This window comes from Streptomyces sp. NPDC051561, from assembly GCF_044454195.1.
Taxonomy (GTDB): Bacteria; Actinomycetota; Actinomycetes; order Streptomycetales; family Streptomycetaceae; genus Streptomyces.
This window is the reverse complement of sequence record NZ_JBITDM010000003.1, coordinates 1-25,828: the sequence shown is the minus strand read 5'-3', so window position 1 is coordinate 25,828 and position 25,828 is coordinate 1. Positions and strand designations below refer to the sequence as shown.

The following is a 25,828-nucleotide window of genomic DNA, read 5'->3' as shown; positions in this document are numbered from 1 at the left end:
CCCCCTTCACGCAGGAGGCGACAAGCACGTGGCCGGACCGACCACCCGCGAACGCGGCACGAAAGAACAGAGCGGTCCGGCCACCGACCGGGCGCCCCGCACGGGGCGCCCGGGACGCTTCCCGCGAATTCCCGTCGGCCGCCCGGTCGTTCTCCTGCTCGCCCTCGCGATCCTGCTCGCGGGTGGCGGGGTCTGGGCGCTCTACGGCTCCAACTGGCTGCGCGTGGAGCATGTGAGTACCACCGGCACCCGGGTTCTGACCGCCGAAGAGGTGCTCGCCGCGGCGCACGTGCCGACCGGAGTGCCGATGATTTCCGTCGACACCGGTGCCCTGGAGGACCGGTTGCGCAAGGAATTGCCCCGGATCGACACGATCGACGTGGTCCGTTCGTGGCCGAACGGAATCGGTCTGAAAGTGACGGAGCGAAAGCCCGTACTGCTCATCGAAAAGGGCGCAAAGTTCATCGAAGTGGACCACCAGGGTGTGCGGTTCGCCACGGTGACAAAGGCTCCTGCGGGGGTACCCCGACTGGAATTGGCCGCACAGCGTTCACCTAGTCTGCGCCGCTTCGGCGAACAGCGTCTTCTCGACGAGGCGGTGCGCGTCGCAGGTGAACTTCCCTCGGCCCTGGCCCGTAACCTGGCGGCGGTGAAAGTGACTTCGTTCGACTCGATCACGCTGGAACTGACCCGTGACCGGAGCGTCTTCTGGGGCAGTGGTGAGGACAACGCGGCCAAGTCCCGGGCGCTCCTCGCCCTGATGAAGGCCGTGCCGGACGCCGGACACTTCGATGTCAGCGCGCCCGGCGCACCTGCCGCCAGGGCGAGTTGACGGCACGTTCAGCAGGTCGGGCCCCTGGTTGGTCAGCGATATGGGTGATCACATAGGGTGAAAAGAAAAACGGGAGGTTCGGCGTGTTCGTTGAACGCGCACCACTTGTCGACTTAGTGTCCTGTTCGGAAGAGTCCAAGGAACAGACACACTGGTAACCCTAAACTTCAGCGTTAGGGTTCGGGTCGGCGTATCGGACCGTCCCAAATCGGCATCAGTCGTCGCGGCGCTGCAAACTCCGTGGCGGCACGTAAATCGAGGCGAGAGGCCTTCGACGTGGCAGCACCGCAGAACTACCTCGCAGTCATCAAGGTCATCGGTGTCGGCGGCGGTGGTGTCAATGCCATCAACCGGATGATCGAGGTCGGTCTCAAGGGCGTCGAGTTCATCGCCATCAACACCGACGCGCAAGCGCTGTTGATGAGCGACGCCGACGTCAAGCTGGACGTCGGCCGTGAACTCACCCGGGGCCTCGGCGCCGGCGCCAACCCCGACGTCGGCCGGAAGGCGGCAGAGGACCACCGCGAAGAGATCGAGGAGGTCCTCAAGGGGGCCGACATGGTCTTCGTGACGGCAGGCGAGGGTGGTGGCACCGGAACCGGTGGCGCACCCGTCGTCGCCAACATCGCCCGCTCGCTGGGCGCCCTGACGATCGGTGTGGTCACCCGCCCGTTCACCTTCGAGGGCCGGCGGCGCGCGAACCAGGCGGAGGACGGCATCGCCCAGCTCCGCGAAGAGGTTGACACCCTCATCGTCATTCCCAACGACCGACTGCTGTCGATCAGCGACCGTCAGGTCTCTGTCCTCGACGCCTTCAAGTCGGCCGACCAGGTCCTGCTGTCCGGTGTCCAGGGCATCACGGACCTCATCACCACCCCCGGTCTGATCAACCTCGACTTCGCCGACGTCAAGTCGGTCATGTCCGAGGCCGGTTCGGCGCTCATGGGCATCGGCTCGGCGCGTGGCGACGACCGCGCGGTGGCGGCAGCGGAAATGGCGATCTCCTCGCCGCTCCTGGAAGCCTCCATCGACGGCGCCCGCGGCGTGCTGCTCTCCATCTCCGGTGGCTCCGACCTCGGTCTCTTCGAGATCAACGAGGCCGCCCAGCTGGTCAGCGAGGCCGCCCACCCGGAGGCCAACATCATCTTCGGCGCCGTCATCGACGACGCCCTGGGCGACGAGGTACGGGTCACCGTCATCGCCGCCGGATTCGACGGCGGACAGCCGCCGGCCCGGCGCGAGAACGTCCTGGGTGCCGGTGCGGGCAAGCGCGAGGAGAGCGCCCCGGCTTCGCGCCCGGCGCCCGAGCCCGTGCGCCAGTCCGGCATCGGCTCCGTACCCGTGCGCGAGGAAGCCCCGGCTCCGGTCGAGCAGCCCGCCCCGGTCAGCGAGGCCCCGGCCCCGCAGGCTCCGCACGTCCCGCCGGCCCGTCCGTCCTACGCGGACAGCGCCGAAGAGCTGGACGTACCGGACTTCCTGAAGTGACCCGGACGCCTTAAGTGATACAGCGTTACGACGACGAGAGCGGCGCGCACTTCGCCTTCACCGACAGGTGGGGCGGGGTGAGCGCCGTTCCGTACGAGCAGCTCAATCTCGGCGGCGCGGTGGGGGACGACCCCTCGGCCGTACGGGAGAACCGCCGCCTGGCCGCCGAGTCCCTGGGGCTCGATCCGGCGCAGGTGGTCTGGATGAACCAGGTGCACGGCCGGGAGGTCGCGGTCGTCGAAGGCCCCTGGCCCGCCGGCTCCGAAGTCCCGGCGGTCGACGCGCTGGTGACCGCCCGTCGCGGGCTCGCCCTCGCGGTGCTCACCGCCGACTGCACCCCGGTACTGCTCGCCGACCCCGTCGCCGGGGTCGTCGCGGCGGTGCACGCGGGACGGCCGGGAATGCTGGCCGGGGTGGTGCCCGCCGCGGTCGGGGCGATGACCGGGCTCGGCGCGGATCCCTCCCGCATCACGGCACGGACGGGGCCCGCGGTCTGCGGGCGCTGTTACGAGGTTCCCCGGGAGATGCGGGCCGAGGTGGCCGCGTCCGAACCGGCGGCCTGGGCCGAGACCAGCTGGGGGACCCCGGCGGTCGACGTGACCGCCGCCGTGCACGCCCAGCTGGCGGCGCTCGGGGTGTCCGCCAGGGCGCAGTCCCCGGTCTGCACCCGCGAGTCGGGCGACCACTTCTCGTACCGGAGGGACCGCACCACGGGGCGGCTCGCCGGATATGTCTGGCTGGACGGGTAGGACATGACGGACCGTACGCAGAGCGCGGACCTTTCGGGGCTGCCCGCGCGCAAGGACCAACTCGCCTCGAACCTGGCACAGGTGGAGGAACGTATCTCTTCCGCTTGTGCAGCTGTCGGGCGCGCGCGTGAAGAGGTGACCCTGATCGTGGTCACCAAGACCTACCCGGCGAGTGACGTCCGGCTGCTCGCAGGGCTGGGGGTGCGTCATGTCGCGGAGAACCGCGACCAGGACGCGGCCCCCAAGGCCGCCGATTGTGCCGACCTGCCGCTGACCTGGCACTTCGTGGGGCAGTTGCAGACCAATAAGGTGCGCTCGGTGGTCTCTTACGCCGATGAGGTGCAGTCGGTCGACCGGCTCAAGCTGGTGGGCTCGCTGTCCTCGGCGGCGGTGCGGGCGGAGCGCGAGGTGGGCTGCCTGCTCCAGGTGGCCCTGGACGCCGAATCCGGCGAACGGGGCGAAAGGGGCGGTGTGTCGCCGGACGGCGTCGAGGCGTTGGCCGCCGCGGTGGCCAACGCCCCGGGGCTGCGGCTGGACGGCCTGATGACGGTGGCCCCCCTCTCCGGGGAGTACGCCGGCCGCCAACAGGCCGCCTTCGCGCGGCTGATGGAAATCTCGTCCGGCCTGCGCGCCGCACATCCGGCTGCCACCATGGTGTCCGCGGGAATGAGCGCGGACCTCGAAGAGGCGGTGGCGGCGGGTGCGACACATGTACGCGTCGGCACTGCGGTACTCGGCGTCCGTCCTCGCCTCGGGTAACGTCGCGAAGCAAGTCGGACCACATGCAGAAAATATGGTCATCCCCACTATTCAGTGGGCAGGCCCAGTGGATCGCGGGTACTTGGTGACGAGGCCGATCCACCACAGAGCGGAGGACTCAGGAAATGGCCGGCGCTATGCGCAAGATGGCGGTCTACCTCGGCCTCGTGGAGGACGATGGGTACGACGGCCGGGGCTTTGACCCCGACGACGACTTCGAGCCCGAGCCGGAGCCGGAGCGCGACCACCGTCGGCACCAGCCCCCGCACCAGGTCGAGCGGGAACGGGACGAACCGGTACGAGTGGCACAGCCGCCGGCCCCCCGTGAGCCCGTTCAGCTTCCGGCGGAAAGCGGACGACCTGCACGAATCGCCCCCGTGGCGTCCATCACACCTGAACGTCCGAGCCTGGAGAAGAACGCACCGGTGATCATGCCCAAGGTCGTGTCCGAGCGGGAGCCGTACCGCATCACCACATTGCACCCCAGGACGTACAACGAGGCCCGTACCATCGGGGAACACTTCCGCGAGGGCACTCCGGTGATCATGAACCTCACGGAGATGGACGACACGGACGCGAAGCGACTTGTCGACTTTGCCGCGGGACTGGTCTTCGGTCTGCATGGCAGCATTGAGCGAGTGACGCAGAAGGTGTTCCTGTTGTCGCCTGCTAACGTCGATGTCACGGCGGAGGACAAGGCCCGTATCGCAGAGGGCGGCTTCTTCAACCAGAGCTGACGGAGCCGAGAGCAGGACACCGGAACAACCGGCCGTGAGGCCGGACTGAGGCGAGAGCCAGGGGAGAGGGACGCGCAGGAATGGGCATCGCACTGGACGTGATCTACATCGCGCTGATGTGCTTCCTGGTCGTGCTGATTTTCCGGCTCGTCATGGATTACGTCTTTCAGTTCGCGCGTTCATGGCAACCCGGCAAGGCGATGGTGGTCGTTCTTGAGGCCACCTACACTGTCACCGATCCACCGCTCAAGCTTCTGCGGCGGTTCATTCCGCCGCTGCGTCTCGGGGGCGTGGCACTCGACCTGTCCTTCTTCGTTCTGATGATCATCGTCTACATCCTGATCAGTGTTGTGAGCAGCATTGGGCGCGGGATGTGAGCGATACGGTCTTGCCGACTGCCGACGACTACGTAGAGGTGAAGAAGAGATGCCGCTGACCCCCGAGGACGTGCGGAACAAGCAGTTCACGACCGTCCGCCTTCGAGAAGGCTATGACGAGGACGAGGTTGATGCGTTCCTCGACGAGGTCGAGTCCGAGCTGACCCGTCTGCTCCGAGAGAACGAGGACCTGCGCGCCAAGCTGGCCGCGGCGACCCGTGCAGCAGCGCAGAACCAGCAGCAGCAGGGCATGCGCAAGCCCGAGCCGCAGGACAACCGGCCCGGTGGCCCGGGCGCGCCCGTCCCCGCGGCCATATCCGGACCGCCCCAGCAGCAGCAGCCCCCGCAGCAGCAGCAGATGCAGCAGCAGGGCGGCCAGCTCCAGCTCCCGGCAGGCCCCGGCGGCCAGCAGGGCCCCGGTCCGATGCAGGGCCAGCACGGTCCCGGCCCGATGGGTCAGGGTCCGATGCAGGGCCAGCACGGTCCCGGCCCCATGGGTCAGGGTCCGATGCAGGGCGGCATGGGTCAGGGCCCGATGGGCGGCCCCATGCAGCAGCAGCCGATGCAGCAGCCGCCGCAGCAGCAGATGCCGCAGCCGGGTGGCGACAGCGCCGCCCGTGTGCTCTCGCTGGCGCAGCAGACCGCTGACCAGGCGATCGCGGAGGCCCGTTCCGAGGCCAACAAGATTGTCGGCGAGGCCCGTTCGCGTGCCGAGGGTCTGGAGCGGGACGCCCGTGCCAAGGCCGACGCACTGGAGCGGGACGCGCAGGAGAAGCACCGCGTCGCGATGGGCTCGCTGGAGTCCGCCCGCGCCACGCTGGAGCGCAAGGTCGAGGACCTGCGCGGCTTCGAGCGCGAGTACCGGACGCGTCTGAAGTCGTACCTGGAGTCGCAGCTGCGTCAGCTGGAGACCCAGGCCGACGACTCGCTCGCTCCGCCGCGCACCCCGGCGACGGCATCCCTGCCGCCGGCCCCGCAGATGAGCAGCACGATGGCACCGGCCGGTGCGGGCTCGATGGGGCACTCGATGGGTGGCAACCCGTCGATGGGCGGCCCGTCCATGGGTGGCCAGCAGAACGGTGCTCCGTCGTACGGCGGTCAGCAGCAGATGACGCCGGCGATGACCCAGCCGATGGCGCCGGTGCGGCCGCAGGGGCCGCAGCCGATGCAGCAGGCGCCTTCGCCGATGCGTGGGTTCCTGATTGACGAGGACGACAACTGACGGGGGCGTGCACGCTTGTTTAGCGTGTAGCCGTCGGCAGGCTGAGGGGTGGGCCCCGGGACTTCGGTCCTGGGGCCCACCCTTTTTTGCGTTGGGGGTGGGGGAGCCGGGGGCGGGGGGAGTTGAGCTCTGTGTGGGGGGTGGGGAAAGGGAAGGGCCCGGAGGGGGTGCCTCCGGGCCCTTGGGGGGTGTGGGGGTCAGAGCTTGCGGAGGTGGAAGGTGAGGGAGAGGGGCTCGTCGGTGAAGGGGGAGCCGTAGGTGGCGTCCGGGGTGCCCTCGGCGTAGTCCGTGGCAAGGACCTCGTCGGAGATGAGGGGGGCGTGGGCGGAGAGGGCCTCGGTGGTCTCCGGGGAGGTGGAGGTCCAGCGGACGGCGATGCGGTCGGCGACGTCGAGGCCGGAGTTCTTGCGGGCCTCCTGGATCAGCCGGATCGCGTCCCGAGCGAGGCCGGCCTTGCGGAGTTCCGGGGTGATTTCGAGGTCCAGGGCGACCGTCGCGCCGGAGTCCGAGGCGACGGACCAGCCTTCGCGGGGGGTCTCGGTGATGATGACCTCCTCGGGAGTGAGGAGGATCGTCTCGCCGTTCACCACGAGGGGGGCCTCGCCCTCGCGCAGGGCCAGGGAGAGAGCCGCTGCGTCGGTGGCGGCGACGGCCTTCGCCACGTCCTGGACGCCCTTGCCGAAACGCTTGCCGAGTGCCCGGAAGTTGGCCTTGGCGGTCGTGTCGACGAGGGAACCGCCGACCTCGGAGAGGGAGGCCAGCGAGGAGACGTTCAACTCCTCGGTGATCTGGGCCTGGAGCTCGGGGGAGAGTGCCGAGAAGCCGTTGGCCGCGACCAGGGCGCGCGAGAGGGGCTGGCGGGTCTTGACGCCCGATTCGGCGCGCGTCGCACGGCCCAGCTCGACCAGGCGGCGTACCAGCGCCATCTGGGTGGAGAGGGCCGGGTCGATGGCCGCCAGGTCGGGCTGCGGCCAGCTGGAGAGATGGACGGACTCGGGCGCGTCGGGGGTGACCGGCACGACCATGTCCTGCCAGACCCGCTCCGTGATGAAGGGGGTCAGGGGGGCCATCAGGCGGGTGACGGTCTCCACGACGTCGTGGAGGGTGCGCAGGGCCGCCTTGTCGCCCTGCCAGAAGCGGCGGCGCGAGCGGCGCACGTACCAGTTGGAGAGGTCGTCGACGAAGGCCGAGAGGAGCTTGCCCGCACGCTGGGTGTCGTACGACTCCAGGGCCTGCGTGACCTGGTCGACGAGGGCGTTCAGCTCGGAGAGCAGCCAGCGGTCGAGGACCGTGCGCTCCGCGGGGGCCGGGTCCGCGGCGGAGGGCGCCCAGTTCGACGTACGGGCGTACAGGGCCTGGAAGGCGACCGTGTTCCAGTAGGTGAGGAGCGTCTTGCGGACGACCTCCTGGATGGTGCCGTGGCCGACGCGACGGGCCGCCCAGGGGGAGCCACCGGCCGCCATGAACCAGCGCACGGCGTCCGCGCCGTGCTGGTCCATCAGCGGGATGGGCTGGAGGATGTTGCCCAGGTGCTTGGACATCTTGCGGCCGTCCTCGGCGAGGATGTGGCCGAGGCAGACGACGTTCTCGTAACTCGACTTGTCGAAGACCAGGGTGCCGATCGCCATCAGCGTGTAGAACCAGCCGCGGGTCTGGTCGATGGCCTCCGAGATGAACTGCGCCGGGTAGCGCTTCTCGAAGACGTCCTTGTTCTTGTACGGGTAGCCCCACTGCGCGAAGGGCATCGAGCCGGAGTCGTACCAGGCGTCGATGACCTCGGGCACGCGGGTGGCGTCAAGGGCGCAGCCCTCGTGCGTACAGGCGAAGGTGACGTCGTCGATGAACGGGCGGTGCGGGTCCAGGGACGACTGGTCCTCGCCGGTCAGCTCGGTCAGCTCGGCGCGGGAGCCGACGCAGGTGAGGTGGTCGTCCTCGCAGCGCCAGATGGGCAGCGGGGTGCCCCAGTAGCGGTTGCGGGACAGGGCCCAGTCGATGTTGTTGTTCAGCCAGTCGCCGAAGCGGCCGTGCTTGACCGTGTCCGGGTACCAGTTGGTCTTCTCGTTCTCTTCGAGGAGACGGTCCTTGACGGCGGTGGTGCGGACGTACCAGGACGGCTGCGCGTAGTAGAGCAGCGCCGTGTGGCAGCGCCAGCAGTGCGGGTAGCTGTGCTCGTACGGCACGTGGCGGAAGAGCAGGCCGCGGGCGGCCAGGTCCTCGGTGAGCTTCTCGTCGGCCTTCTTGAAGAAGACGCCGCCGACGAGCGGGACCTCCTCCTCGAAGGTGCCGTCGGGGCGGACCGGGTTCACGACCGGGAGACCGTACGACTTGCAGACGACGAGGTCGTCGGCGCCGAAGGCGGGGGACTGGTGGACGAGGCCGGTGCCGTCCTCGGTGGTGACGTACTCGGCGTTGACGAGGTAGTGCGCCTCGGCCGGGAACTCGACGAGTTCGAAGGGGCGCTGGTAGGTCCAGCGCTCCATCTCGGCGCCGGTGAAGGACTCGCCGGTGGTCACCCAGCCTTCGCCCAGGGCCTTCTCCAGGAGGGGCGCGGCGACGACGAGCTTCTCCTCGCCGTCGGTGGCGACGACATAGGTGACCTCGGGGTGGGCGGCGACGGCCGTGTTGGACACCAGGGTCCAGGGGGTCGTCGTCCAGACCAGGAGGGCCGCCTTGCCCGCGAGGGGGCCGCCGGTCAGGAGGAAGCGGACGAAGACCGAGGGGTCGACGACCGTCTCGTAGCCCTGGGCCAGCTCGTGGTCGGAGAGGCCGGTGCCGCAGCGGGGGCACCAGGGGGCGACCCGGTAGTCCTGGGTGAGGAGGCCCTTGTTGAAGATCTCCTTCAGGGACCACCAGACGGACTCGATGTACTCCGGGTCCATCGTGCGGTACGGGTTCTCCAGGTCGAGCCAGTAACCCATCCGCTCGGTCAGCTCGGCGAAGGCGTCGGTGTGACGGGTGACGGACGCGCGGCACTTGTCGTTGAACGCGGCGATGCCGTAGTTCTCGATGTCCTTCTTGCCGTTGAAGCCGAGTTCCTTCTCGACGGCGAGCTCCACCGGGAGGCCGTGGCAGTCCCAGCCCGCACGGCGGCCGACGTGGTAGCCCTGCATCGTGCGGAAGCGGGGGAAGACGTCCTTGAAGACGCGGGCCTCGATGTGGTGGGCGCCGGGCATGCCGTTGGCGGTCGGCGGACCCTCGTAGAAGACCCACTCGGGGCGGCCCTCGGACGCTTCGAGGGACTTGGCGAAGACCTTGGCCTCCGCCCAGAAGTCGAGGACGGCGTGTTCCAGCGCGGGCAGGTCGACCTGCGCGGGGACCGGGTTGTACTGCGGCATCGGCGATGACATCGGGCGCTCTTCCTCCGGCGGACTGAACTGCTTCCGTCGGAGGGACGAGAACCCTGCGGCTCCCGCGGTACCACCCTCCTTGGCCCCGGACGGCTCGCGTCCGTGGCCCCCTCATTGGGGTCGCGCTGCCGGGTCTAGTCGCCCGCCACGAGGTGGAGGACTTTCTTCCGGCGGCTCAGGGGTGATGCTTCACGCCGTGCTCGCCTCCGGGCTCTCACCGTCCCCGGATCGCTCGTCGCTGCGTGCGGCGCTACTCGGCCCCATCGATGCCTTTCGCTGGGCCCAGTGTACGGGGCGGGGTGCGGGACGGCAGACCGGTTTCCCGGAGAGCGGTCCGGGGGTACGGCGGCGGAGGCGGTACGGGGGCGGGTCACGGGCCGGGGTGACCCGAATGGCCATACGGCGGCGGGCGGAGTGCGGGCGCGCACTCGTGGGGCGGTTACCCGGCGGAGAGCTGGGCACAACGGATGCAGGTTCGTCTGGAGACGACGTGGGGAGGGCTGAACCGGCGGTGCGTCCCGTTGCCGCGGTCCTGGGGTCGACTTATCGTCCCAGCACGATTCGCGTGCAAGATCACACATTGTGAAGGGGCCGCGGCCATGGTGGCTGACAAGACCGCCGGAACGAACAGATCGGCGTCGACGGGAACCACCGGAGCGGCGGCCGGAACGCAGCCCGCCGACGAGGAGCAGGGCGTGGGCGCGGCCGAGCGGGCCGCGCCGGGGAAGACGGCCGCGAAGAAGGCCGTGGCGAAGAAGGCGGTGCCCGCGGCCAAGAAGGCCGTGGCGAAGAAGGTGGTGGCGAAGAAGGCGGTGCCTGCGGCCAAGAAGACCGCGGCCAAGAAGACCGTGGGGAGGAAGGCCGCGGGGAAGAAGACGGCACCGGGCGAGGTGCCGGCGCGCGAGGTGCCGGTGAAGAAGGCATCTGCGAAGAAGGCGGCGGCCAAGAAGGCCGTGGCCGGTGAGACGGCTTCCGGGGCTGCTGCCGAGGCGGCCGGGAAGCAGGCCGCAGCCGCGGCCGAGGGGACGGCCGAGGCCGCGGAGACGGGAGTCGGGACAGTGGTGGCGAAGAAGAGTACGGGCGGGGCCGCGACGGCCAGGAAGAAGGCGGTGCCGGCCGCCCGCGCGACCACGGCGGTGGTGCCCGGTGAGCTCGCGGTACGTCCGGGGGAGGACCCCTGGACCCCGGAGGAGGTGGCCGAGGCGCGGGCCGAGCTGGACAGCGAGATCCTGCGGCTGCGGGCCGAGATCGCCTCCTCGGAGGAGGCGCTGACCGGGCTGATGCGGGACTCCGGGAACGGGGCGGGGGACGACGACGCGGACACCGGCAGCAAGAACATCACGCGGGAGCACGAGATGTCGCTCGCGGCCAACGCGCGGGAGATGTTGGAGCAGACGGAGCGGGCCCGGGACCGGCTGGACTCGTGGACGTACGGGATCTGTGAGAACTGCGGGAACCCGATTGGGAAGGCGCGGGTGCAGGCGTTTCCGCGGGCGACGTTGTGTGTGGAGTGCAAGCAGAAGCAGGAGAGGCGGTACTAGGGGGTGGGGGTACGGGGCCGGGGTGGGTGGGGTGCGACTCCGTCGGGGGCCGCCCCCTTGCCCGCCCGTTCCGCCCCCGGGGGCGGCCCCGCCGCCCAAGGGGGCTGGGGTAGCGCGGGGAGGGGACGCGGCCCCGTCGTCCAAGGGGGCTGGGGTAGCGCGGTGAGGGGGCGCGGCCCCGTCGTCCAAGGGGGCTGGGGTAGCGCGGTGAGGGGGCGCGGCCCCGTCGTCCAAGGGGGCTGGGGTAGCGCGGGGAGGGGGCGCGGCCCCGTCGTCCAAGGGGGCTGGGGTAGCGCGGGGAGGGGGCGCGGCCCCGTCGTCCAAGGGGGTTGATGGGGGTGGGAGCTCTCGGGGGCCGTACGTGTGTGCCGTAGTCTCGTGCTCACTGTGGCTTCCCCGGGAGGCCGCAGCAGTCAGGTACGAGGGCGAGGGACTTAACCGTGGCAGAGGCGGAGCGCATCATCGGTACGCCAGATGTGGAGGGCGCCGGGCCGGAGCAGCCCTCGAAGGACGAGGGCGCTGCGGGTACGGCTGCCGAGGAGAGTGCGGGCCTGGCCTCGGGGGAGAGCACCGGCGAGGGTGCGTCCGAGGACGTCGAAGGCGCCGAGGAGACGCCTGCCGCCGCGAAGGGCGGGCGGAAGCTCGCGGTCCTCTTCGTGGTCGCGCTGCTCGCCTACGCCCTGGACCTCGGCACCAAGCTGCTCGTGGTCGCCAAGCTGGAGCCCAGCGGCGAGACCATCAACGTGATCTGGGAACTGCTGCAGTTCCGGGCGATCCGCAACGCGGGGGCCGCCTTCGGCTGGGGCGAGGCGTTCACGGTCGTCTTCACCTGTATCGCCGCCTCGGTGATCGTGGTGATCGCCCGGCTGGCCCGCAAGCTGTACAGCCTGCCGTGGGCGATCGCGCTCGGGCTGCTGCTCGGCGGTGCGCTGGGCAACCTCACCGACCGGATCTTCCGGACCCCCGGATTCCTGGAGGGGGCGGTCGTCGACTTCATCGCCCCGGCCAATTTCGCCGTCTTCAACCTCGCCGACTCGGCGATCGTCTGCGGCGGCATCCTGATCGTGATCCTGTCGTTCAAGGGTCTGGACCCGGACGGGACCGTCCACAAGGACTGAGGTCACAGGGTCGGCGGAGGGTGCGGAGGGGCTTTCGGTAAGGGCTTGTCGGTGCGGTCCTGCATACTCGACGGGTGAGTACGATTCCCGAGATCCGCACCCTGCCCGTTCCCGATGGCCTTGAGGGCGAGCGCGTCGACGCCGCCATTTCCCGGATGTTCGGGTTTTCCCGGACCAAGGCGGCCGAGCTCGCCGCTGCCGGAAAGGTCCAGGTCGACGGCTCGGTGGTCGGGAAGTCCGAACGCGTGCACGGCGGGGCCTGGCTTGAGGTCGAGATGCCGGCGCCCCCCGCACCCATCCAGATCGTCGCCGAGCACGTCGAGGGCATGGAGATCATCCATGACGACGACGACGTCCTGGTGATCGTGAAGCCGGTCGGCGTCGCCGCGCACCCGAGCCCCGGCTGGACCGGGACGACCGTGATCGGTGGCCTCGCCGCCGCCGGTTACCGGATCTCGACGTCCGGTGCCGCCGAGCGCCAGGGCATCGTGCACCGCCTCGACGTCGGTACGTCGGGCCTGATGGTCGTCGCCAAGTCGGAGCGCGCCTACACCTCGCTCAAGACGCAGTTCCGCGAGCGCACCGTGGACAAGCGCTACCACGCACTGGTCCAGGGCCACCCGGACCCGATGAGCGGCACCATCGACGCCCCCGTCGGCCGCCACCCGAACCACGACTACAAGTGGGCGGTCGTCGCCGAGGGCAAGCCCTCCGTCACCCACTACGACCTCATCGAGGCGTTCCGGGCGGCCAGCCTGCTCGACATCAAGCTGGAGACCGGGCGCACCCACCAGATCCGCGTGCACATGTCCGCCCACCGCCACCCCTGCGTCGGCGACGTGACCTACGGCGCTGACCCGACGCTGGCCAAGCGTCTGGGCCTGACCCGGCAGTGGCTGCACGCGATGCGGCTCGGGTTCACCCACCCGGGCACCGGCGACTGGGTCGAGTTCGAGAGCCCGTACCCGGACGACCTCCAGCACGCGCTGGACGTGATCCGGGCGGAGAGCGAGTGACCACCGCCTACCTGGTGCGGGAGGCCGCAGGGCCCGGGGACCGCGAGGCGTGCTTCGCGGTGCGCAAGGAGGTCTTCGTGGTCGAGCAGGAGGTGCCCGCGGAGCTTGAGTACGACGAGTACGACGCGACGGCGGCGCATGTCCTGGCGATCGCGGAGGACGGCACCGCGCTGGGCACCGGGCGGTTGCTGCACGGGGCCGACGCCGCCGGGAAGACCGGGGCGGGCCCCGAGGTCGGCTCGCTCGGGCGGCTCGCGGTGAGCGGGGCAGCGCGCGGTCTCGGCGTCGGGGCGGCGCTGGTGCGTGGTATCGAGGACGTGGCGCGGGCGCGCGGGCTGACTGCGATCGACCTGCACGCGCAGACCCATGCGCTGGGTTTCTACGAGCGGCTGGGGTACGAGGCGTACGGGCCCGTCTTCCTGGACGCGGACATCGACCACCGGGCGATGCGCCGCACTCTCTGACGGCGGTTGGGTGGAGCGGTGCCTTCGTGCTCGTACGGCACCCCTTCGTGCTCGTACGGCACCCCTTCCATGACGTTTTGTCACGCTTCGTGGCACGCTTGAAGCCTTGATCGTCTTTGCTTCGAGTGGCCCGGAGGGCACCCCGTGGACCAATTGGCCCTGTTGTTCGTGCTGTTGCTCGGTGCGGTGGTCTCGGTGCCGCTCGGGGAGCGGCTGGGGTTGCCCGCGCCGGTGCTGATGACGCTGGCCGGGGTGGTGCTGGCGCTCATCCCGTTCGTACCGAATCCGGACATCCCGCCGGAGTACATCCTTCCGCTGGTGCTGCCGCCGCTGCTGTACGCGGCGGTGCAGCGAACCTCCTGGCGGCAGTTCACCGCCAACTTCCGGCCGATCCTGCTGCTCGCGGTGGCGCTCGTCTTCGTGACCACCGCTGCTGTGGCCGCCGTCGCCAACGCCATGGTGCCCGGACTGCCGATCGCCGCCGCCGTCGCGCTCGGGGCGCTGGTCGCGCCGCCGGACCCGGTCGCGGCGACCGCGGTGGCGGGCTCACTGGGGCTGCCCCGGCGGCTGGTGTCGATCCTGGAGGGCGAGGGGCTCTTCAACGACGTGACCGCGATCGTGCTCTACCACGTGGCGATCGGCGCCGCAGTGAGCGGCACCTTCTCCTGGCCGCGGGCGATGGGTGAGCTGGTGCTGTCCGCGGTGGTCGCCGTTGCGGTCGGCGGCGGGCTCGGCTGGCTCAGCAACAAGCTGATGGGCTACCTCGGCGATGCCACCCTCCAGATCGGGCTGACGCTGCTGGTCCCGTTCATCAGCTACGTACTGGCCGAGGAGTTCCTCGGGTCGGGCGTGCTGGCGGTGCTGACCTCCGCGCTGTACCTCGCCTCGCACGCCGTCGACGCCGACGATGTGATGGGCCGGCTGGCCGGGCAGACCTTCTGGCAGATCGTCGACACCCTGGTCACCGGGGTCGCCTTCGGGCTGATCGGGCTTGAGCTGCACTCCGTCTTCGGGCTCGCGGACGGGCGGTTCGGCGAGATGCTGGGCTGGGGTGCGGTAGTGGTGGGCGTGGTGGTCGGCGTACGGCTGCTGTGGTTGTTGCCCGCGACCTGGCTCGCCAAGCGACTGCACAAGCGGCGCGATGTGGACGAGGACATTCCGATGACCTGGCGGGAGACCGTCGTCATGTGGTGGGCGGGGATGCGGGGCGTGGCCTCGGTCGCGCTGGTGCTGGCCATCCCCCTGAAGACGGATTCGGGGGAGGCCTTCCCGGCGCGCGACGAGATCCTCTTCGTCGCCTTCTGCGTGATCATGGCGACGCTGGTGTTCCAGGGGCTGACCCTGCCCTGGCTGGTGCGGAAGCTGGGCGTACGGGCGGACACCGACGTCGAGCGGGATCTGGAGCACATGCTCGCGGTGCGGGCGGCGAAGGCGGCGCGGCGGCGGCTGCGGGAGATCGAGGAGGTCGAGGAGCTTCCGGAGGAGGTGTCCGAGAGGTTGCAGCGGGGGGCGTTCGAGATCGGGGCGCGGATCAGCCCGGACATCGTGGACGAGGAGCGGCGGGAGGCGTATGCGTCGCGGGTGGGGCGGGTGAAGGCGGTGATGCGGATCCAGCGGGAAATGATGTCGGCGGCCAGGCATGAGGTGTTGGCGGCGCGCAATGAGGTGGGGGTGGATCCGGAGGTGGTGGATCGGGTGCTGCATCAGTTGGATCTGCGGAGTATGAGGTAGGGCGAGGGTACGGGGGCGGGGGTGTAGCACGTGAGGTGTACCCGGGTGGGGGATGGCTGCATCGAAGGGTGGAGTGGGGGTCGTTTTTGGTCATGAGGTGTGGGGGTGATCGGGCGGCGACGATGAAAGGGCAGTCCAGCCAGGGGAGTTGAGCCCGTCGTGACCGAAGCGACCGTTGCCGTCGAAGGTGCCCGTCCGCAGCCCACGAGCAGCGGCAGACGGCTGCCGTTGCTCGATGTGCTGAGGGGGGCCGCCATCCTCGGCACTCTGATGACCAACGTCTGGATCTTCGCCGCGCCGGGCTCCGAGGTGGGCATCCTCCTGGGCGGGTTCGAGCAGACGCTCACCGACGGGACGGTCGGCGGGGCGGCGGAGGGCGTCTTCCGGCTGCTGGCGGACGGCAAGTTCCTGTCGCTGCTGACGATCCTGTTCGGCGTGGGGCTCGCCATCCAGTTCGGCTCGGCGCAGCGGCGCGGCACTCCGTGGCCGGGGCCGTACAAGTGGCGGGCACTGTTCCTCTTCGCCGAGGGCACCCTGCACTTCGCCCTGGTCTTCGCCTGGGACGTGCTGATGGGGTACGCCGTCACCGCCCTCCTGGTCGCCTGGTCGCTGACACGCGGCGAGCGCTTCCAGCGGATCCTGATGTGGACCCAGGGGGCTCTGCACCTCACCCTCATGCTGGTGGGCTCCTGGGTGCTCGCCGGGGCCGACGGAGGCGGCGGCAAGGGCGTGGACCCCGACGTGGTCGCGCTCTACGCGGACGGCAGCTGGACGGACCAGGTGCTCTTCCGCCTCCAGAACGCTCTGCCGCTGCGCATCGAGCCGGTGCTCACCTTCGGCCTGCTGGTGTTCCTCTTCCTGCTCGGCGTACGCCTCTTCCGCGCGGGTGCCTTCGCCGACGACCCGGGCGGCCGGGCACTGCGGTCCCGGCTGCTGCGCTGGGGCCTGGGCGTCGGCCTGCCGCTCACGGTGGCCGCCGGAATCGGCGGTGGCGACTTCTTCCTGATCGAGCGGTACGTCGCCGCCCCGGTCGTCGCGCTGGGCCTCATCGGCCTGGCCGGCGCCCTCCTCGACCGGTTCGGCGGCGGCTCACGGCTGGTCGCCGGGCTCGGCGCGGTCGGCAGGTGCGCGCTCTCCGGCTACGTCCTGCAGAACGTCCTGTGCATGTTCCTCTTCTACGGATTCGGCCTCGGCCTCGCGGCCCGCTGGGCGCACCTGGGCCCCTGGTGGGTGATGGGGGTCTGGGCGGGCGTGGGCGCGCTGCTGATGGTGGCGTCGACCCTGTGGCTGCGCCGTTTCGGGACGGGACCGCTGGAATCCGTACAGAAGAAGCTGTTGCGGCGCTAGCCGGCGCACGAACCGCAGCAGCCCCGCATACACCGGAGGCCGGACTCCCACGGGGGAGAGTCCGGCCTCCGGGCGTGCCGGGGCGGAGCGGCTAACCGCGGCCCGTGTTCGGCACGGAGCCGTCCTGCGAAGCGGCGGCCGCCCGCTGACGGTCCGCGCCCGGGGGCGGGGCGTCGTCGTCGGTGCGGATGTCCGCGTTGTTGGTGCCCAGCTCCTCGGGGCGCGGGGCGCGGCCGTTGGAGGAGGCACGGGTGGGCCACTGGCCGCCCGGGAGCGGGACCGCCTCGGCCGTGCTGACCTTGGGCAGGGCGTACGGGTGCTTCTCGCAGAGCCAGCCGATGAGCTGCTCGCGCACCGCGCACCGTACGGTCCAGATGTCGTCGGCGTCCTTCGCGGTGACCACCACCCGCACCTCGATGGTGTTGGGGGTGGTGTCGGTCACCGCCAGGCTCCAGTCGCGGCCGTCCCAGGAAGGAGTGGCCGCCAGGATCTCCCGGAGCTTCTCGCGCATCGCCGCGACGGGGGCGTGGTGGTCGAGCTGGAGGAAGACGGTGCCGGTCATCTGGGCGCCGCCGCGCGACCAGTTCTCGAACGGCTTGCTGGTGAAGTACGACACCGGCATGGTGATCCGGCGCTCGTCCCAGGTCCGTACCGCGAGGAAGGTCAGTGTGACCTCCTCGACCACACCCCACTCCCCGTCCACGACCACGGTGTCGCCTATCCGCACCATGTCGCCGAACGCGATCTGGAAGCCCGCGAAGAGGTTGCCGAGGGTGGACTGGGCGGCCACACCGGCGACGATGCCGATGATTCCGGCCGAGGCCAGCATCGACTTTCCGATGGCCTGCATATTGGGGAAGGTCATCAGCATCGCGGCCACCGCGACCACACCGACGACGGCGGTCACGATCCGCATGATGAGCGTGACCTGGGTACGGACCCGGCGGACCCGGGCGGCGTCCCTGGACTGCTGGGACGCGTATCGCGCGTACGAGGCCTCCAGGACGGTCGCGACGACCCGCACGATCAGCCAGGCGGTCGCGGCGATCAGGACGAGGCTGAGGACCTGGCCGATACCGGCCTCGTGATCCTCGACGATCTTCAGGTTGGTCTGGTCGTAAGCCCCTCGCAGGAGCGCGGCGAGCAGCACCACCATGAGGGGCGGCCGGCAACGCCGCAGCAGCCCCCACAGCGGGGTCTCGTGGTGACGGGCATCGGCCCGGCGCAGCACGACGTCGACTACCCAGCCGACGAACAGCGTGAGCACGACCGAGCCACCCAGGACGATCAACGGGCGCAGTACGTTCTCCATGACTCCGACGCTAACTGGCAGGATTGCGGAATGGACATCATTCTTTTCCACTCCGTCTACGGTCTGCGCCCGGCCGTGAATGCCGCAGCGGATCGGCTGCGCGCTTCCGGGCACCAGGTGCACGTGCCCGACCTCTACGAGGGGCAAACGGCCGACACCGCCGAGGAAGGTCAGGAACTCCTCGAAAAGATCGGCCGCGACGAACTCCTGAAGCGGGCCGTGCTCGCCGCCGCACCCCACTCCGACAAGGGGCTGGTCTACGCCGGCTTCTCACTGGGCGGCTCCGTCGCCCAGACCCTCGCGCTCGGCGACGACAGGGCGCGCGGGCTGCTTCTGCTGCACGGCACCTCGGACATCGCCGAGGGCGCGACGGTCGACGAGCTGCCCGTACAGCTGCACGTCGCCTCCCCGGACCCGTTCGAGTCGGACGACTGGCTGAACGTCTGGTACCTCCGGATGCAGCGCACCGGCGCCGATGTCGAGGTCTACCGCTACCCGGGTGCCGGGCACCTCTACACCGACGCCGAGCTGCCCGATTACGACGAGAAGGCGGCCGAGCAGACGTGGCGGGTCGCGCTGGGGTTCCTGGACACGCTCTGAGGACCCGCTGGACACGCTCTGAGGACCCGGAGGACTCCGACGGCGCCGGGGACGCCGGTCACCGGCGGGTGCAGCGGCCCTTCGGCTTGCTCGCGGGCGGGCCGCACAGGTAGACGCGGTCGGCGGCCGTGTCGCTGAGCCAGCGGCCGACGCACTGGTTCGCGGTCGTACGGCCGTGCAGGGCGCAGTACGCGAGGGCCGCCCGCCCGCTCTCGAACGGGCCCGGTGCATAGATCACCCAGTATCCCGCGCGCAGCGCCGCGAAGTCGTCGCTGCGCAACACCCGCGCGTGGGGAACCTGGCGGCGGACCGCCGCCAGCCTGGCGTCCACGGTGGCTCTCCCGGAGGTGCCCGGCTCGGAGTGGAGCTGGGCGATCCAGTGGCCGGACGGGGTGGCAGGCGGGGGCGGGGGCTCCGGCTGCGAGGGGGACGGGGACGGGGCGTCGGCCGACGGCGAAGCCGTGGTGGGGCCGCTCGGCGGAGGGACCTGGCGGGTGCCGGGGGCGGTGGGCAGCGGGGAACCGGAGGGAAGGGCGCCGCCGCTTCCGGGGGTGCCCGGCGAGCCGGGGGACGTGGTGACACCGGTCGCCCGGTCCCTGGGTTTGTCGGCATCACCCCTGGTCAGTAGGTATGTCCCGGTGCCCAGGACGGCCAGGGCGACCACTGAGGCGGCCACCACCAGCGCGGTGCGCCGACGCCGGGCGGCGGGCCCCGGGCCGGGTGCGGGGACGTACTGCGGGCCGACGGTCGGCAGGGCGTACGCGGGTGTGGCCGCGGCGGGCCCGAACTGCCCGGCGGGCGGGGGAGGGGGCGGGGGTACGGAGGGGTGGGCCGACGGCGGGAGCGTCCCGGCCGGCCGGGTGGGGGCCGGCTCGCGGCCCGCCTCCGCCTCCGCGAGCAGTGCGTCCAGACGGGTCTCGTCCGGGCGCGCAGCCGGGTCCCTGACCAGGAGTTCCGAAAGGGCGCGGCCCAGCGGCCCGGCCAGCCGCGGGGGTGGCACGGGATCGTCGAGTACGGCCGCCAGGGTGGCCAGCGTGCTGCCCCGGCGCATCGGGCTGAGGCCCTCCACGGCGACGTACAGCAGCATGCCCAGCGACCAGAGGTCGGCGGCGGGCGCGTCCGTGGCGCCCCGGATGCGCTCCGGCGCGATGAACTCGGGCGAGCCGATGAACTCGCCCGTCAGGGTCAGCGGGGAGGCGTCGGCGAGTGCGGCGATGCCGAAGTCGGTGAGGACGGCGGTGCCGTCGGGGCGGAGCATGATGTTCGCCGGTTTCACGTCCCGGTGGCAGATCCCGGCGGCGTGCGCGGCGCGCAGCCCGGCCAGTACCTGGCGGCCGAGGCGGGCGGCCTCCCGGAAGTCCAGCGGGCCCGAGTCCAGGCGCTGCTGGAGGGAGATGCCGGGCAGCAGTTCCATCACCAGCCAGGGGCCGGCCTCCCCGACGGAGCCCGCCGGATCCTCGGCGTCCACGATGTGGTGGATCGTCACCACATTCGGGTGGCTGATCCGGGCCAGCGCCCGTGCCTCGCGCAGCACACGGGCGCGCGGAGTGCGCGAGGCCGTCGGGTCGGCGGCGGACAGGGCGGGATCGGGCGGGCGCACCTCCTTGAGGGCCACCTCACGGTGCAGTGCCAGGTCACGGGCCCGCCAGACGGTGCCCATGCCACCGCTGCCGAGCCGCTCGACGAGCTCGAAGCGCCCGTCGACGACCCGCCGCCCGCCGCCCTGCCCGCTGTCCTGCCCGTCCTGTCCGTCGCCCCCGTGCATGCGGGTCAGCGTACGGGCTGGTGCACCCGCTCCACCCGCTGAGTTCCGGAAAGAGTCCGGTAGGACCTCGACCACGAACTCGTCGCGTCCCGGCGGGACTTGTCGGACACCTTGTAGTAGTCCATCTGCGAGCGCTCGGCGGTGACGTCCAGCACGCCGTACCCGTGAGCGTCCATGTCGACCCACTTCACATGCCGGTTGGCGGCCGTCACGGCCGTACCCGCGACCAGCGAGAGGGTGTAGGGGGCGACGTGCAGCATGTCGTCCAGGTTGTCGGAGGTCACCGAGGTGATCACGAACTCGACGCCCGCGGAGCCCGAGGAGGGGTACGTCGCGGCCTTCACCGGCACGTCGTTGGCCCAGGACATGTGGATGTCACCGGTCAGGAAGACGGTGTTGGAGATGCCCCTGCCGGTGAGGTGGCCGATGAGTTCCTTGCGGTCGTCCGTGTAGCCGTCCCACTGGTCGGTGTTGATCGCCAGGCCCTCCTTGGGGAGGCCGACGAGTTCGGCGATCGGCTCCAGGAGGTGCGCGGGGACCGAGCCGAAGGCGACCGGCGAGATCATCACCGAGGTGCCGACCAGTTTCCAGGCGGCGTCGGAGGAGGCGAGCGACGCCTTCAGCCAGTCCAGTTGGGCGCGGCCGGTCAGGGTGCGGTCGGGGTCGTCGGCCTTGCCGCTGCCGATCGGGGCCTGCTCGTCGCGGAACGAGCGCAGGTCGAGGAGGTGCAGGTCGGCGAGCCTGCCCCAGCGCAGCCGGCGGTAGACGGTGCCCTCGGTGGAGGTGCGGACCGGCATCCACTCGAAGTAGGCCTGCTTGGCGGCGGCCATCCTGGCCGTCCAGTCGCCCTCGGTGTCCGGGGTGTGATTGGTGGCGCCGCCCGACCACGCGTTGTCGGCGAACTCGTGGTCGTCCCAGATCGCGACGAACGGGTGTCTGTGGTGCAGCGCCTGGAGGTCCGGGTCGGTCTTGTACTTGCCGTGCCGGGTGCGGTAGTCGGCGAGCGTGACGATCTCGTGCTGCGGCTCGTGCTGCCGTACGACGTACTTCGGCTCCGGGTAGCCGCCGGTCCGGTACTCGTAGAGGTAGTCGCCCAGGTGCAGGATCGCGTCCAGGTCGGCGCGGGCCGCGAGATGGCGGTACGGGGAGAATTGACATGCAACCCCTTCTTGAAGGAAGGGGGTTCTGGCCTTCCGGTCCTGTTGCTGTGCCGCTAGGCGGCACGGGTGTCGGGGCCGGATTCCTCGGCTTCCTGGTTCATCACGTCGTGCCGGGACGCTGGGTCCCTGGTCTTATCGTCGCTCCGCAGGCGTTTTGGGTCTCCTGTGATATCCCTCGGCGACCTGGTGCTATGGGTTCAGGGTGTGCAGGCGTCTTCCCTCTTGGAGGGTGTTGTCGGCCGCGTTGGTGTCCCGGTCGTGGACGGTCCCGCACCCTTCACAGGTCCAGGTGCGGACCTTGAGGGGTTTGGGGCCGTCGATGCGGTGGCAGACCGAGCACCGCTGCGAGGACGGAAAGGTCCGCCCGACTCGCTGGAAGACTCTGCCGTAACGGTTTGCTTTGTATTCGAGCATGGCCAGGAAGCTCGACCAGCCGGCGTCGTGGATGGATTTGGCGAGGTTGCCGCGGGCCATGCCCTTCACGTTGAGTGTCTCGGCGTAGACCGCTTGGTGTTCGCGGACCAGCTTTGAGGACAGCTCGTGGTGGAAGTGGTGGCGGGCGTCGGCGACTTTGGCGTGCTGGCGGGCCAGCATCCGGCGGGACTTCTCCTTGTTCTTCGAGCCTTTCTGCTTGCGGGAGTGGCGGCGCTGGAGCTTCTTGAGTTTCTTCTCCGCGCGGCGCAGGAACCTCGGCGAGGCGATCTTCTCCCCGGTGGACAGCACAACGAAGTGGGACAGGCCCATGTCCAGGCCGATCTCGCGGCCAGCGGTGTCCTCGATGGGCCACCGCTGGGCGTCGGTGTCCGGATCGGTCTCCACGACGAAGGACGCGAAGTACCGTCCGGCCGGGTCTTTGGTCACGGTGACCGTGGAGGGGGTGGTGGGCAGCGGGCGGGACCAGCGCACCGGGATCTCGCCGATCTTCGGCAGGAGCAGCCGCCCCTCCTCGGTGATCTTCCAGCGGGCGTTGGTGGTGAACCGCACCGACTGCCTGCGGTCCTTCCGTGATTTGAACGACGGGGGACCGACTGGCGGGCCCTTGCGTTTGCCGCTGTGAGAGTCGAAGAACGCACGGTAGGCGGACTCCAGGTCCCGCAGCGACTGCTGGAGCACGACGGAGGATACCTCTCCCAGCCAGGACCGCTCCGCCCGCTTCTTGCCCTGGGTCAGGACCGTCTTGGACAGGTCCCCTGCCTTGATCCAGGGCTGTCTCGCCGCGTACGCGGCCCGGCGGAGGACGAGGGCGTCGTTGTAGACCACTCTCGCGCAGCCGAAGGTCCGCGCCAGCAACTGCTCCTGGAACGGGGTCGGTTCGAGCCGGAAGGAGTACCGCAACTGCATGACACCGGAGCGTAGACACTCGCACCCCACCCGAAGACATCTTCCCGCCGGATCATCCGATCCGGTGAAACCGCGTAACCTCTGCCACCCTGACTCGTCTCGCGTCCCGGTTCGGGCCTAGAACGAATTAATTACTTGAGTCGTCACGGATGGTTTGGACTGCTGTTGAAGGCGAGACAGGGAGCATGGTGTAGTTCCCGTCTGGGCGGACGTCATGCCAGCGAAGGGGCAGGGCGGCCAGCTGTTCGTCGCCGGGCCTCGAGGCGCAGTCCCGTGCGGGTGGTAGTGGCCGCGATGCACTGCAGGATGACGTCGTAGCTGGTCAGGTGGCGCCCACGCCAGTTCATGCTGATGTGCGAGAACAGCCGGTGTTCGATTCTGTTCCACTTCGACGTTCCCGGCCAATGCCGTTGCTTGTATCAGGCAGCGGTTGCGGGACACAGTGTGATCTACCGGAGACCCGTTTGCCGGGTTGGTCTGCGGACCCCTCCGTGGCAATTGATCGGTTTCACCTCCCGGCTGAAGGACTCTGTTGTCCGATTCGGTGGTCAGGCTGCCAGGTCGAGGCTGAGTCGGGAAAAAATAGCTGATGCGGGTTCCGGGGGAACGGGGTGTCGGTCCACCAGCTGTCGAGGCGGATCAGGTTGAGTCCGGCGGCGGTTCCGAGGAGGTCGGCCAGCCCGCCGGGGCAGGTGTCCCTGACGACCCGGCGGATCGTCGCACCGCTGGGAGGGACATGTACGGCCAGAGCGGTCGCGGTATGGGCACCGAGCCGGGCCAGGACATCCTGCGGGGCCTCGGCCGCCCACTCGCCGATCGCCACGAAACTCCTCGCACTACCCACCACGACGGAGCAGGAGATCAGCAGCACTGCCACGAAGGGGTGACGCTTCCCGCGCCGGCACCGCGGATCAGCCAGTGCCCGTAGCCGCTCGGCCAACGGGCCGATCGCACGGTGCTGACGGGTGGGCGACTTGACCAGACAGACGGCACACCGAAGCTCCGTTGCGGGACGGCGACTTGGGAAGGTCACCTCCACAACGGAGCTTCGATGCGTCCAGTTGCGGACACTCTCGGCATCGTCACACCGTTGTGACCTGCCCACTCACGACAACACCGTGACTTTGCAATCGTCCCGGGAGAGGGAACCGGGAGTGGGGCGACTTGGGGATCTTGTGCCGCAGCAACCCTCTTAGCTTAGATACTTCGCATTTCTTTTGGTTGATTGAAAGGGAAATGGCCGATTCGAGCAATGTGTGAAGATGTGATGTAGGTCACGCTATGGGTTATCGGAAAAGGTGCCACGCAGGTTCGAATGTCGCATAAATTTAGCGCCGTTGGGCACAGGGTGTGCCCAACGGCGCGACTGACTGAACAGGTGGGGGAAATGAAGAAGATTCTTTCTCGCGTGGCCGTTGGGGCAGGAACAGTTGCTATGGCTACTGTTATGGGGGTCGGTCCGGCCTCTGCCGGAAATGCTCTTATCTACGCACAGAAGACCGAATGGACGGGGAACATCCTCCATTTTGCCAGCATGAACTGGTACGCCAACGGTGACAGCTGGAAAGTTTGCGACCTGTGGAACGACGGCAAAAAGGCCGTTGGTGAAGTAATGTGGTCCGATCCCGGTGGCAGCTGGCGCCTCGCAACTGAAGCCAATTCGACTGGCGGAACTGTTTGCAAGACGGGTAGTCGCAATGTCTGGGAGAATGAGCAGTTGACTATCAGAATTTTCATCGGAAATCAGGAATACGCTAACAGCACCAAGGTGACCGCCTCTTAGGCCTCGCGCGAGAACAGGTGGTCGGCCAGGGAATTGACACCGCAGGTTGCAAGCGACGCGTGTAGGGAATTCACTGTCTCACGAGCCCCTAGCCGCAGGGTTGCACGAGGCGAGAATGGGGTTAGCTTCTACTGGCTGTATTCTTTCCTGTGGTAGTCAGAATTGGCCGTCGCGCAAGCGGCGGCCAATTCACGTTAATGGGATATTTGAGGGCCCCGGGGGGACGCAGTTTCCTCCGAGTCGGGTTAGACCTCTATGCGGATGCAGACGCGCTCAATATCGCCTTGACGGGGGGCGTCTCCCGTGAGGTGTGCAGTACCGGCCCTTGACGACAGCATGGTGATGCCAACCCGCGGGATTGAGCGGCGGCGGAACCGCCCAGGAGAGGTGGATACGGAAATGAAGACCATCGACGAGCAGCCCCAACATGATGATGCACGTGCGCGCCGGCTAGCAGAGCGGGCCATGCGGATGAGGTTCGAAAAAAGAAGGCGTCGGATAATTGTAGGTGTTATCGCTACTGGATCTCTAATGGTAATAGGGGGTGTTGGGTATCTGATGAGAGATGGAGGTGGGCGTGGAACTCAAGCACTCGAAAGCTACTGGCTAAGTGTTGTAGAAAAGCCGCTGGTAGCTCCGTCGAATTCTTCGGGGGAAGATGGCACCATTGTCACAATAGGAAGGCCGGATGCGAAACACACGCTAAAGATTTACGAAGATCCGCGCTGCCCTGTTTGCGCGGTCCTCGAGCAAAATATAGGAAAGAGGATTGAGGGCGATCTGAACTCCGGAAAGTATAATATTCAGTTTATTGGGACCACGTTTATTGACGGAGATTACCTATCCAAAGATATGAGTTCGATCGGGGAAGGTGAAGGTTCGAAGAATGCGCTCAGTGCGCTCGGAGCGGCTTTGGATGTGAGCCCCCAAGCCTTCATGTCCTACAAGGCTGCCCTTTATTCAAAGAGAAATCATCCCGGTGAATCTCAGGATGATTTCAGGTGGGATTCCTATCTGCTCAAGATTGCGGATTCGGTGGCCGAGCTAAGAGGATGTCTCACGTGGTGAGTTTGGCGAGTTTCTTGTAGCAGGTCAGGGTGGCGGCGAGGCCGAGGAAGGCGAGGAAGTGGCTGCCGTTTCGT

General features: G+C 69.0%; 21 protein-coding genes and 2 pseudogenes. 16 read left to right on the top strand and 7 right to left on the bottom strand.

Annotated elements, in window-relative coordinates; all coding sequences use genetic code 11:
* The first annotated feature begins 28 nt into the window (after positions 1 to 28).
* The 7 genes from ACIA73_RS08130 (at position 29) to ACIA73_RS08100 (ending at position 6,161) form a co-directional block, all read left to right on the top strand.
* Positions 29 to 832, top strand: a complete 804-nt coding sequence (locus ACIA73_RS08130) for a cell division protein FtsQ/DivIB (protein WP_399437510.1) — start codon at positions 29 to 31, stop codon at positions 830 to 832.
* 276 nt (positions 833 to 1,108) lie between these two features.
* Positions 1,109 to 2,317, top strand: coding sequence for a cell division protein FtsZ (gene ftsZ / locus ACIA73_RS08125; protein WP_399437509.1), 1,209 nt, complete (start codon positions 1,109 to 1,111; stop codon positions 2,315 to 2,317).
* 14 nt (positions 2,318 to 2,331) lie between these two features.
* Positions 2,332 to 3,066, top strand: coding sequence for a peptidoglycan editing factor PgeF (pgeF, locus tag ACIA73_RS08120; RefSeq protein WP_399437508.1), 735 nt, complete (start codon positions 2,332 to 2,334; stop codon positions 3,064 to 3,066).
* Positions 3,067 to 3,069: 3 nt separating this feature from the next.
* A complete protein-coding gene (locus ACIA73_RS08115) occupies positions 3,070 to 3,825 on the top strand; it encodes a YggS family pyridoxal phosphate-dependent enzyme (RefSeq protein ID WP_399437507.1) in 756 nt (251 codons plus the stop codon).
* 125 nt (positions 3,826 to 3,950) lie between these two features.
* Entirely contained in the window at positions 3,951 to 4,562 is a 612-nt protein-coding gene (locus tag ACIA73_RS08110) for a cell division protein SepF (protein ID WP_399437506.1), read from the top strand.
* Between the two features lie 80 nt (positions 4,563 to 4,642).
* Entirely contained in the window at positions 4,643 to 4,939 is a 297-nt protein-coding gene (locus ACIA73_RS08105; RefSeq protein WP_399437505.1) for a YggT family protein, read from the top strand.
* 49 nt (positions 4,940 to 4,988) lie between these two features.
* Positions 4,989 to 6,161 carry a DivIVA domain-containing protein gene (locus ACIA73_RS08100; RefSeq protein WP_399437504.1) on the top strand — a complete coding sequence of 391 codons (1,173 nt, stop codon included), beginning with the start codon at positions 4,989 to 4,991 and terminating at the stop codon, positions 6,159 to 6,161.
* 197 nt (positions 6,162 to 6,358) lie between these two features.
* Here ACIA73_RS08100 and ileS read toward each other — a convergent pair whose 3' ends face one another.
* On the bottom strand, positions 6,359 to 9,508 hold the full coding sequence (gene ileS / locus ACIA73_RS08095; RefSeq protein WP_399437503.1) for an isoleucine--tRNA ligase: 3,150 nt from the start codon (positions 9,506 to 9,508) through the stop codon (positions 6,359 to 6,361).
* Between the two features lie 599 nt (positions 9,509 to 10,107).
* Here ileS and ACIA73_RS08090 point away from each other — a divergent pair.
* From ACIA73_RS08090 to ACIA73_RS08065, 6 genes are all read left to right on the top strand, one after another.
* Positions 10,108 to 11,049 carry a TraR/DksA family transcriptional regulator gene (locus tag ACIA73_RS08090; protein ID WP_399437502.1) on the top strand — a complete coding sequence of 314 codons (942 nt, stop codon included), beginning with the start codon at positions 10,108 to 10,110 and terminating at the stop codon, positions 11,047 to 11,049.
* A 440-nt stretch (positions 11,050 to 11,489) separates the two neighbouring features.
* A complete protein-coding gene (lspA, locus tag ACIA73_RS08085; protein WP_399437501.1) occupies positions 11,490 to 12,167 on the top strand; it encodes a signal peptidase II in 678 nt (225 codons plus the stop codon).
* A gap of 74 nt (positions 12,168 to 12,241) precedes the next feature.
* Positions 12,242 to 13,183 (top strand): RluA family pseudouridine synthase, encoded by a 942-nt coding sequence (locus ACIA73_RS08080; protein WP_399437500.1) that lies wholly within the window; start codon positions 12,242 to 12,244, stop codon positions 13,181 to 13,183.
* Complete coding sequence (locus tag ACIA73_RS08075) at positions 13,180 to 13,647, top strand: GNAT family N-acetyltransferase (protein WP_399437499.1); 468 nt, start codon at positions 13,180 to 13,182, stop codon at positions 13,645 to 13,647. Before ACIA73_RS08080 ends, ACIA73_RS08075 begins: the two co-directional genes overlap by 4 nt.
* A gap of 144 nt (positions 13,648 to 13,791) precedes the next feature.
* The gene (locus ACIA73_RS08070) at positions 13,792 to 15,378 is read left to right on the top strand and encodes a Na+/H+ antiporter (RefSeq protein ID WP_399437498.1); all 1,587 of its coding nucleotides are present in this window, start codon (positions 13,792 to 13,794) and stop codon (positions 15,376 to 15,378) included.
* A gap of 159 nt (positions 15,379 to 15,537) precedes the next feature.
* The gene (locus ACIA73_RS08065; protein WP_399437496.1) at positions 15,538 to 16,725 is read left to right on the top strand and encodes a DUF418 domain-containing protein; all 1,188 of its coding nucleotides are present in this window, start codon (positions 15,538 to 15,540) and stop codon (positions 16,723 to 16,725) included.
* 91 nt (positions 16,726 to 16,816) lie between these two features.
* On the opposite strand, the gene ACIA73_RS08060 is transcribed toward ACIA73_RS08065, so the two are convergent.
* On the bottom strand, positions 16,817 to 18,037 hold the full coding sequence (locus ACIA73_RS08060; RefSeq protein ID WP_399437495.1) for a mechanosensitive ion channel family protein: 1,221 nt from the start codon (positions 18,035 to 18,037) through the stop codon (positions 16,817 to 16,819).
* A 30-nt stretch (positions 18,038 to 18,067) separates the two neighbouring features.
* On the opposite strand from ACIA73_RS08060, the gene ACIA73_RS08055 reads away from it, so the two are divergent.
* Complete coding sequence (locus ACIA73_RS08055) at positions 18,068 to 18,637, top strand: dienelactone hydrolase family protein (RefSeq protein ID WP_399437493.1); 570 nt, start codon at positions 18,068 to 18,070, stop codon at positions 18,635 to 18,637.
* A 58-nt stretch (positions 18,638 to 18,695) separates the two neighbouring features.
* Here ACIA73_RS08055 and ACIA73_RS08050 read toward each other — a convergent pair whose 3' ends face one another.
* The 5 genes and pseudogenes from ACIA73_RS08050 to ACIA73_RS08030 form a co-directional block, all read right to left on the bottom strand.
* Positions 18,696 to 20,402 carry a serine/threonine-protein kinase gene (locus tag ACIA73_RS08050; protein WP_399437492.1) on the bottom strand — a complete coding sequence of 569 codons (1,707 nt, stop codon included), beginning with the start codon at positions 20,400 to 20,402 and terminating at the stop codon, positions 18,696 to 18,698.
* 5 nt (positions 20,403 to 20,407) lie between these two features.
* Positions 20,408 to 21,553, bottom strand: a pseudogene (locus tag ACIA73_RS08045) (alkaline phosphatase D family protein); the annotation flags it as partial.
* A 198-nt stretch (positions 21,554 to 21,751) separates the two neighbouring features.
* Entirely contained in the window at positions 21,752 to 22,903 is a 1,152-nt protein-coding gene (locus ACIA73_RS08040) for an RNA-guided endonuclease InsQ/TnpB family protein (RefSeq protein ID WP_399437491.1), read from the bottom strand.
* A 127-nt stretch (positions 22,904 to 23,030) separates the two neighbouring features.
* Positions 23,031 to 23,304, bottom strand: a pseudogene (locus ACIA73_RS08035) (ISAzo13 family transposase); the annotation flags it as partial.
* 107 nt (positions 23,305 to 23,411) lie between these two features.
* Positions 23,412 to 23,936 (bottom strand): transposase family protein, encoded by a 525-nt coding sequence (locus ACIA73_RS08030; protein ID WP_399437490.1) that lies wholly within the window; start codon positions 23,934 to 23,936, stop codon positions 23,412 to 23,414.
* Positions 23,937 to 24,290: 354 nt separating this feature from the next.
* Here ACIA73_RS08030 and ACIA73_RS08025 point away from each other — a divergent pair, with 354 nt between their 5' ends.
* Both ACIA73_RS08025 and ACIA73_RS08020 read left to right on the top strand, forming a co-directional pair.
* Positions 24,291 to 24,686 carry a hypothetical protein gene (locus ACIA73_RS08025; RefSeq protein WP_399437489.1) on the top strand — a complete coding sequence of 132 codons (396 nt, stop codon included), beginning with the start codon at positions 24,291 to 24,293 and terminating at the stop codon, positions 24,684 to 24,686.
* A gap of 399 nt (positions 24,687 to 25,085) precedes the next feature.
* Positions 25,086 to 25,754: a thioredoxin domain-containing protein gene (locus ACIA73_RS08020; protein ID WP_399437488.1), complete on the top strand. Its 669-nt coding sequence runs from the start codon at positions 25,086 to 25,088 to the stop codon at positions 25,752 to 25,754.
* Positions 25,755 to 25,828 lie beyond the last annotated feature (74 nt).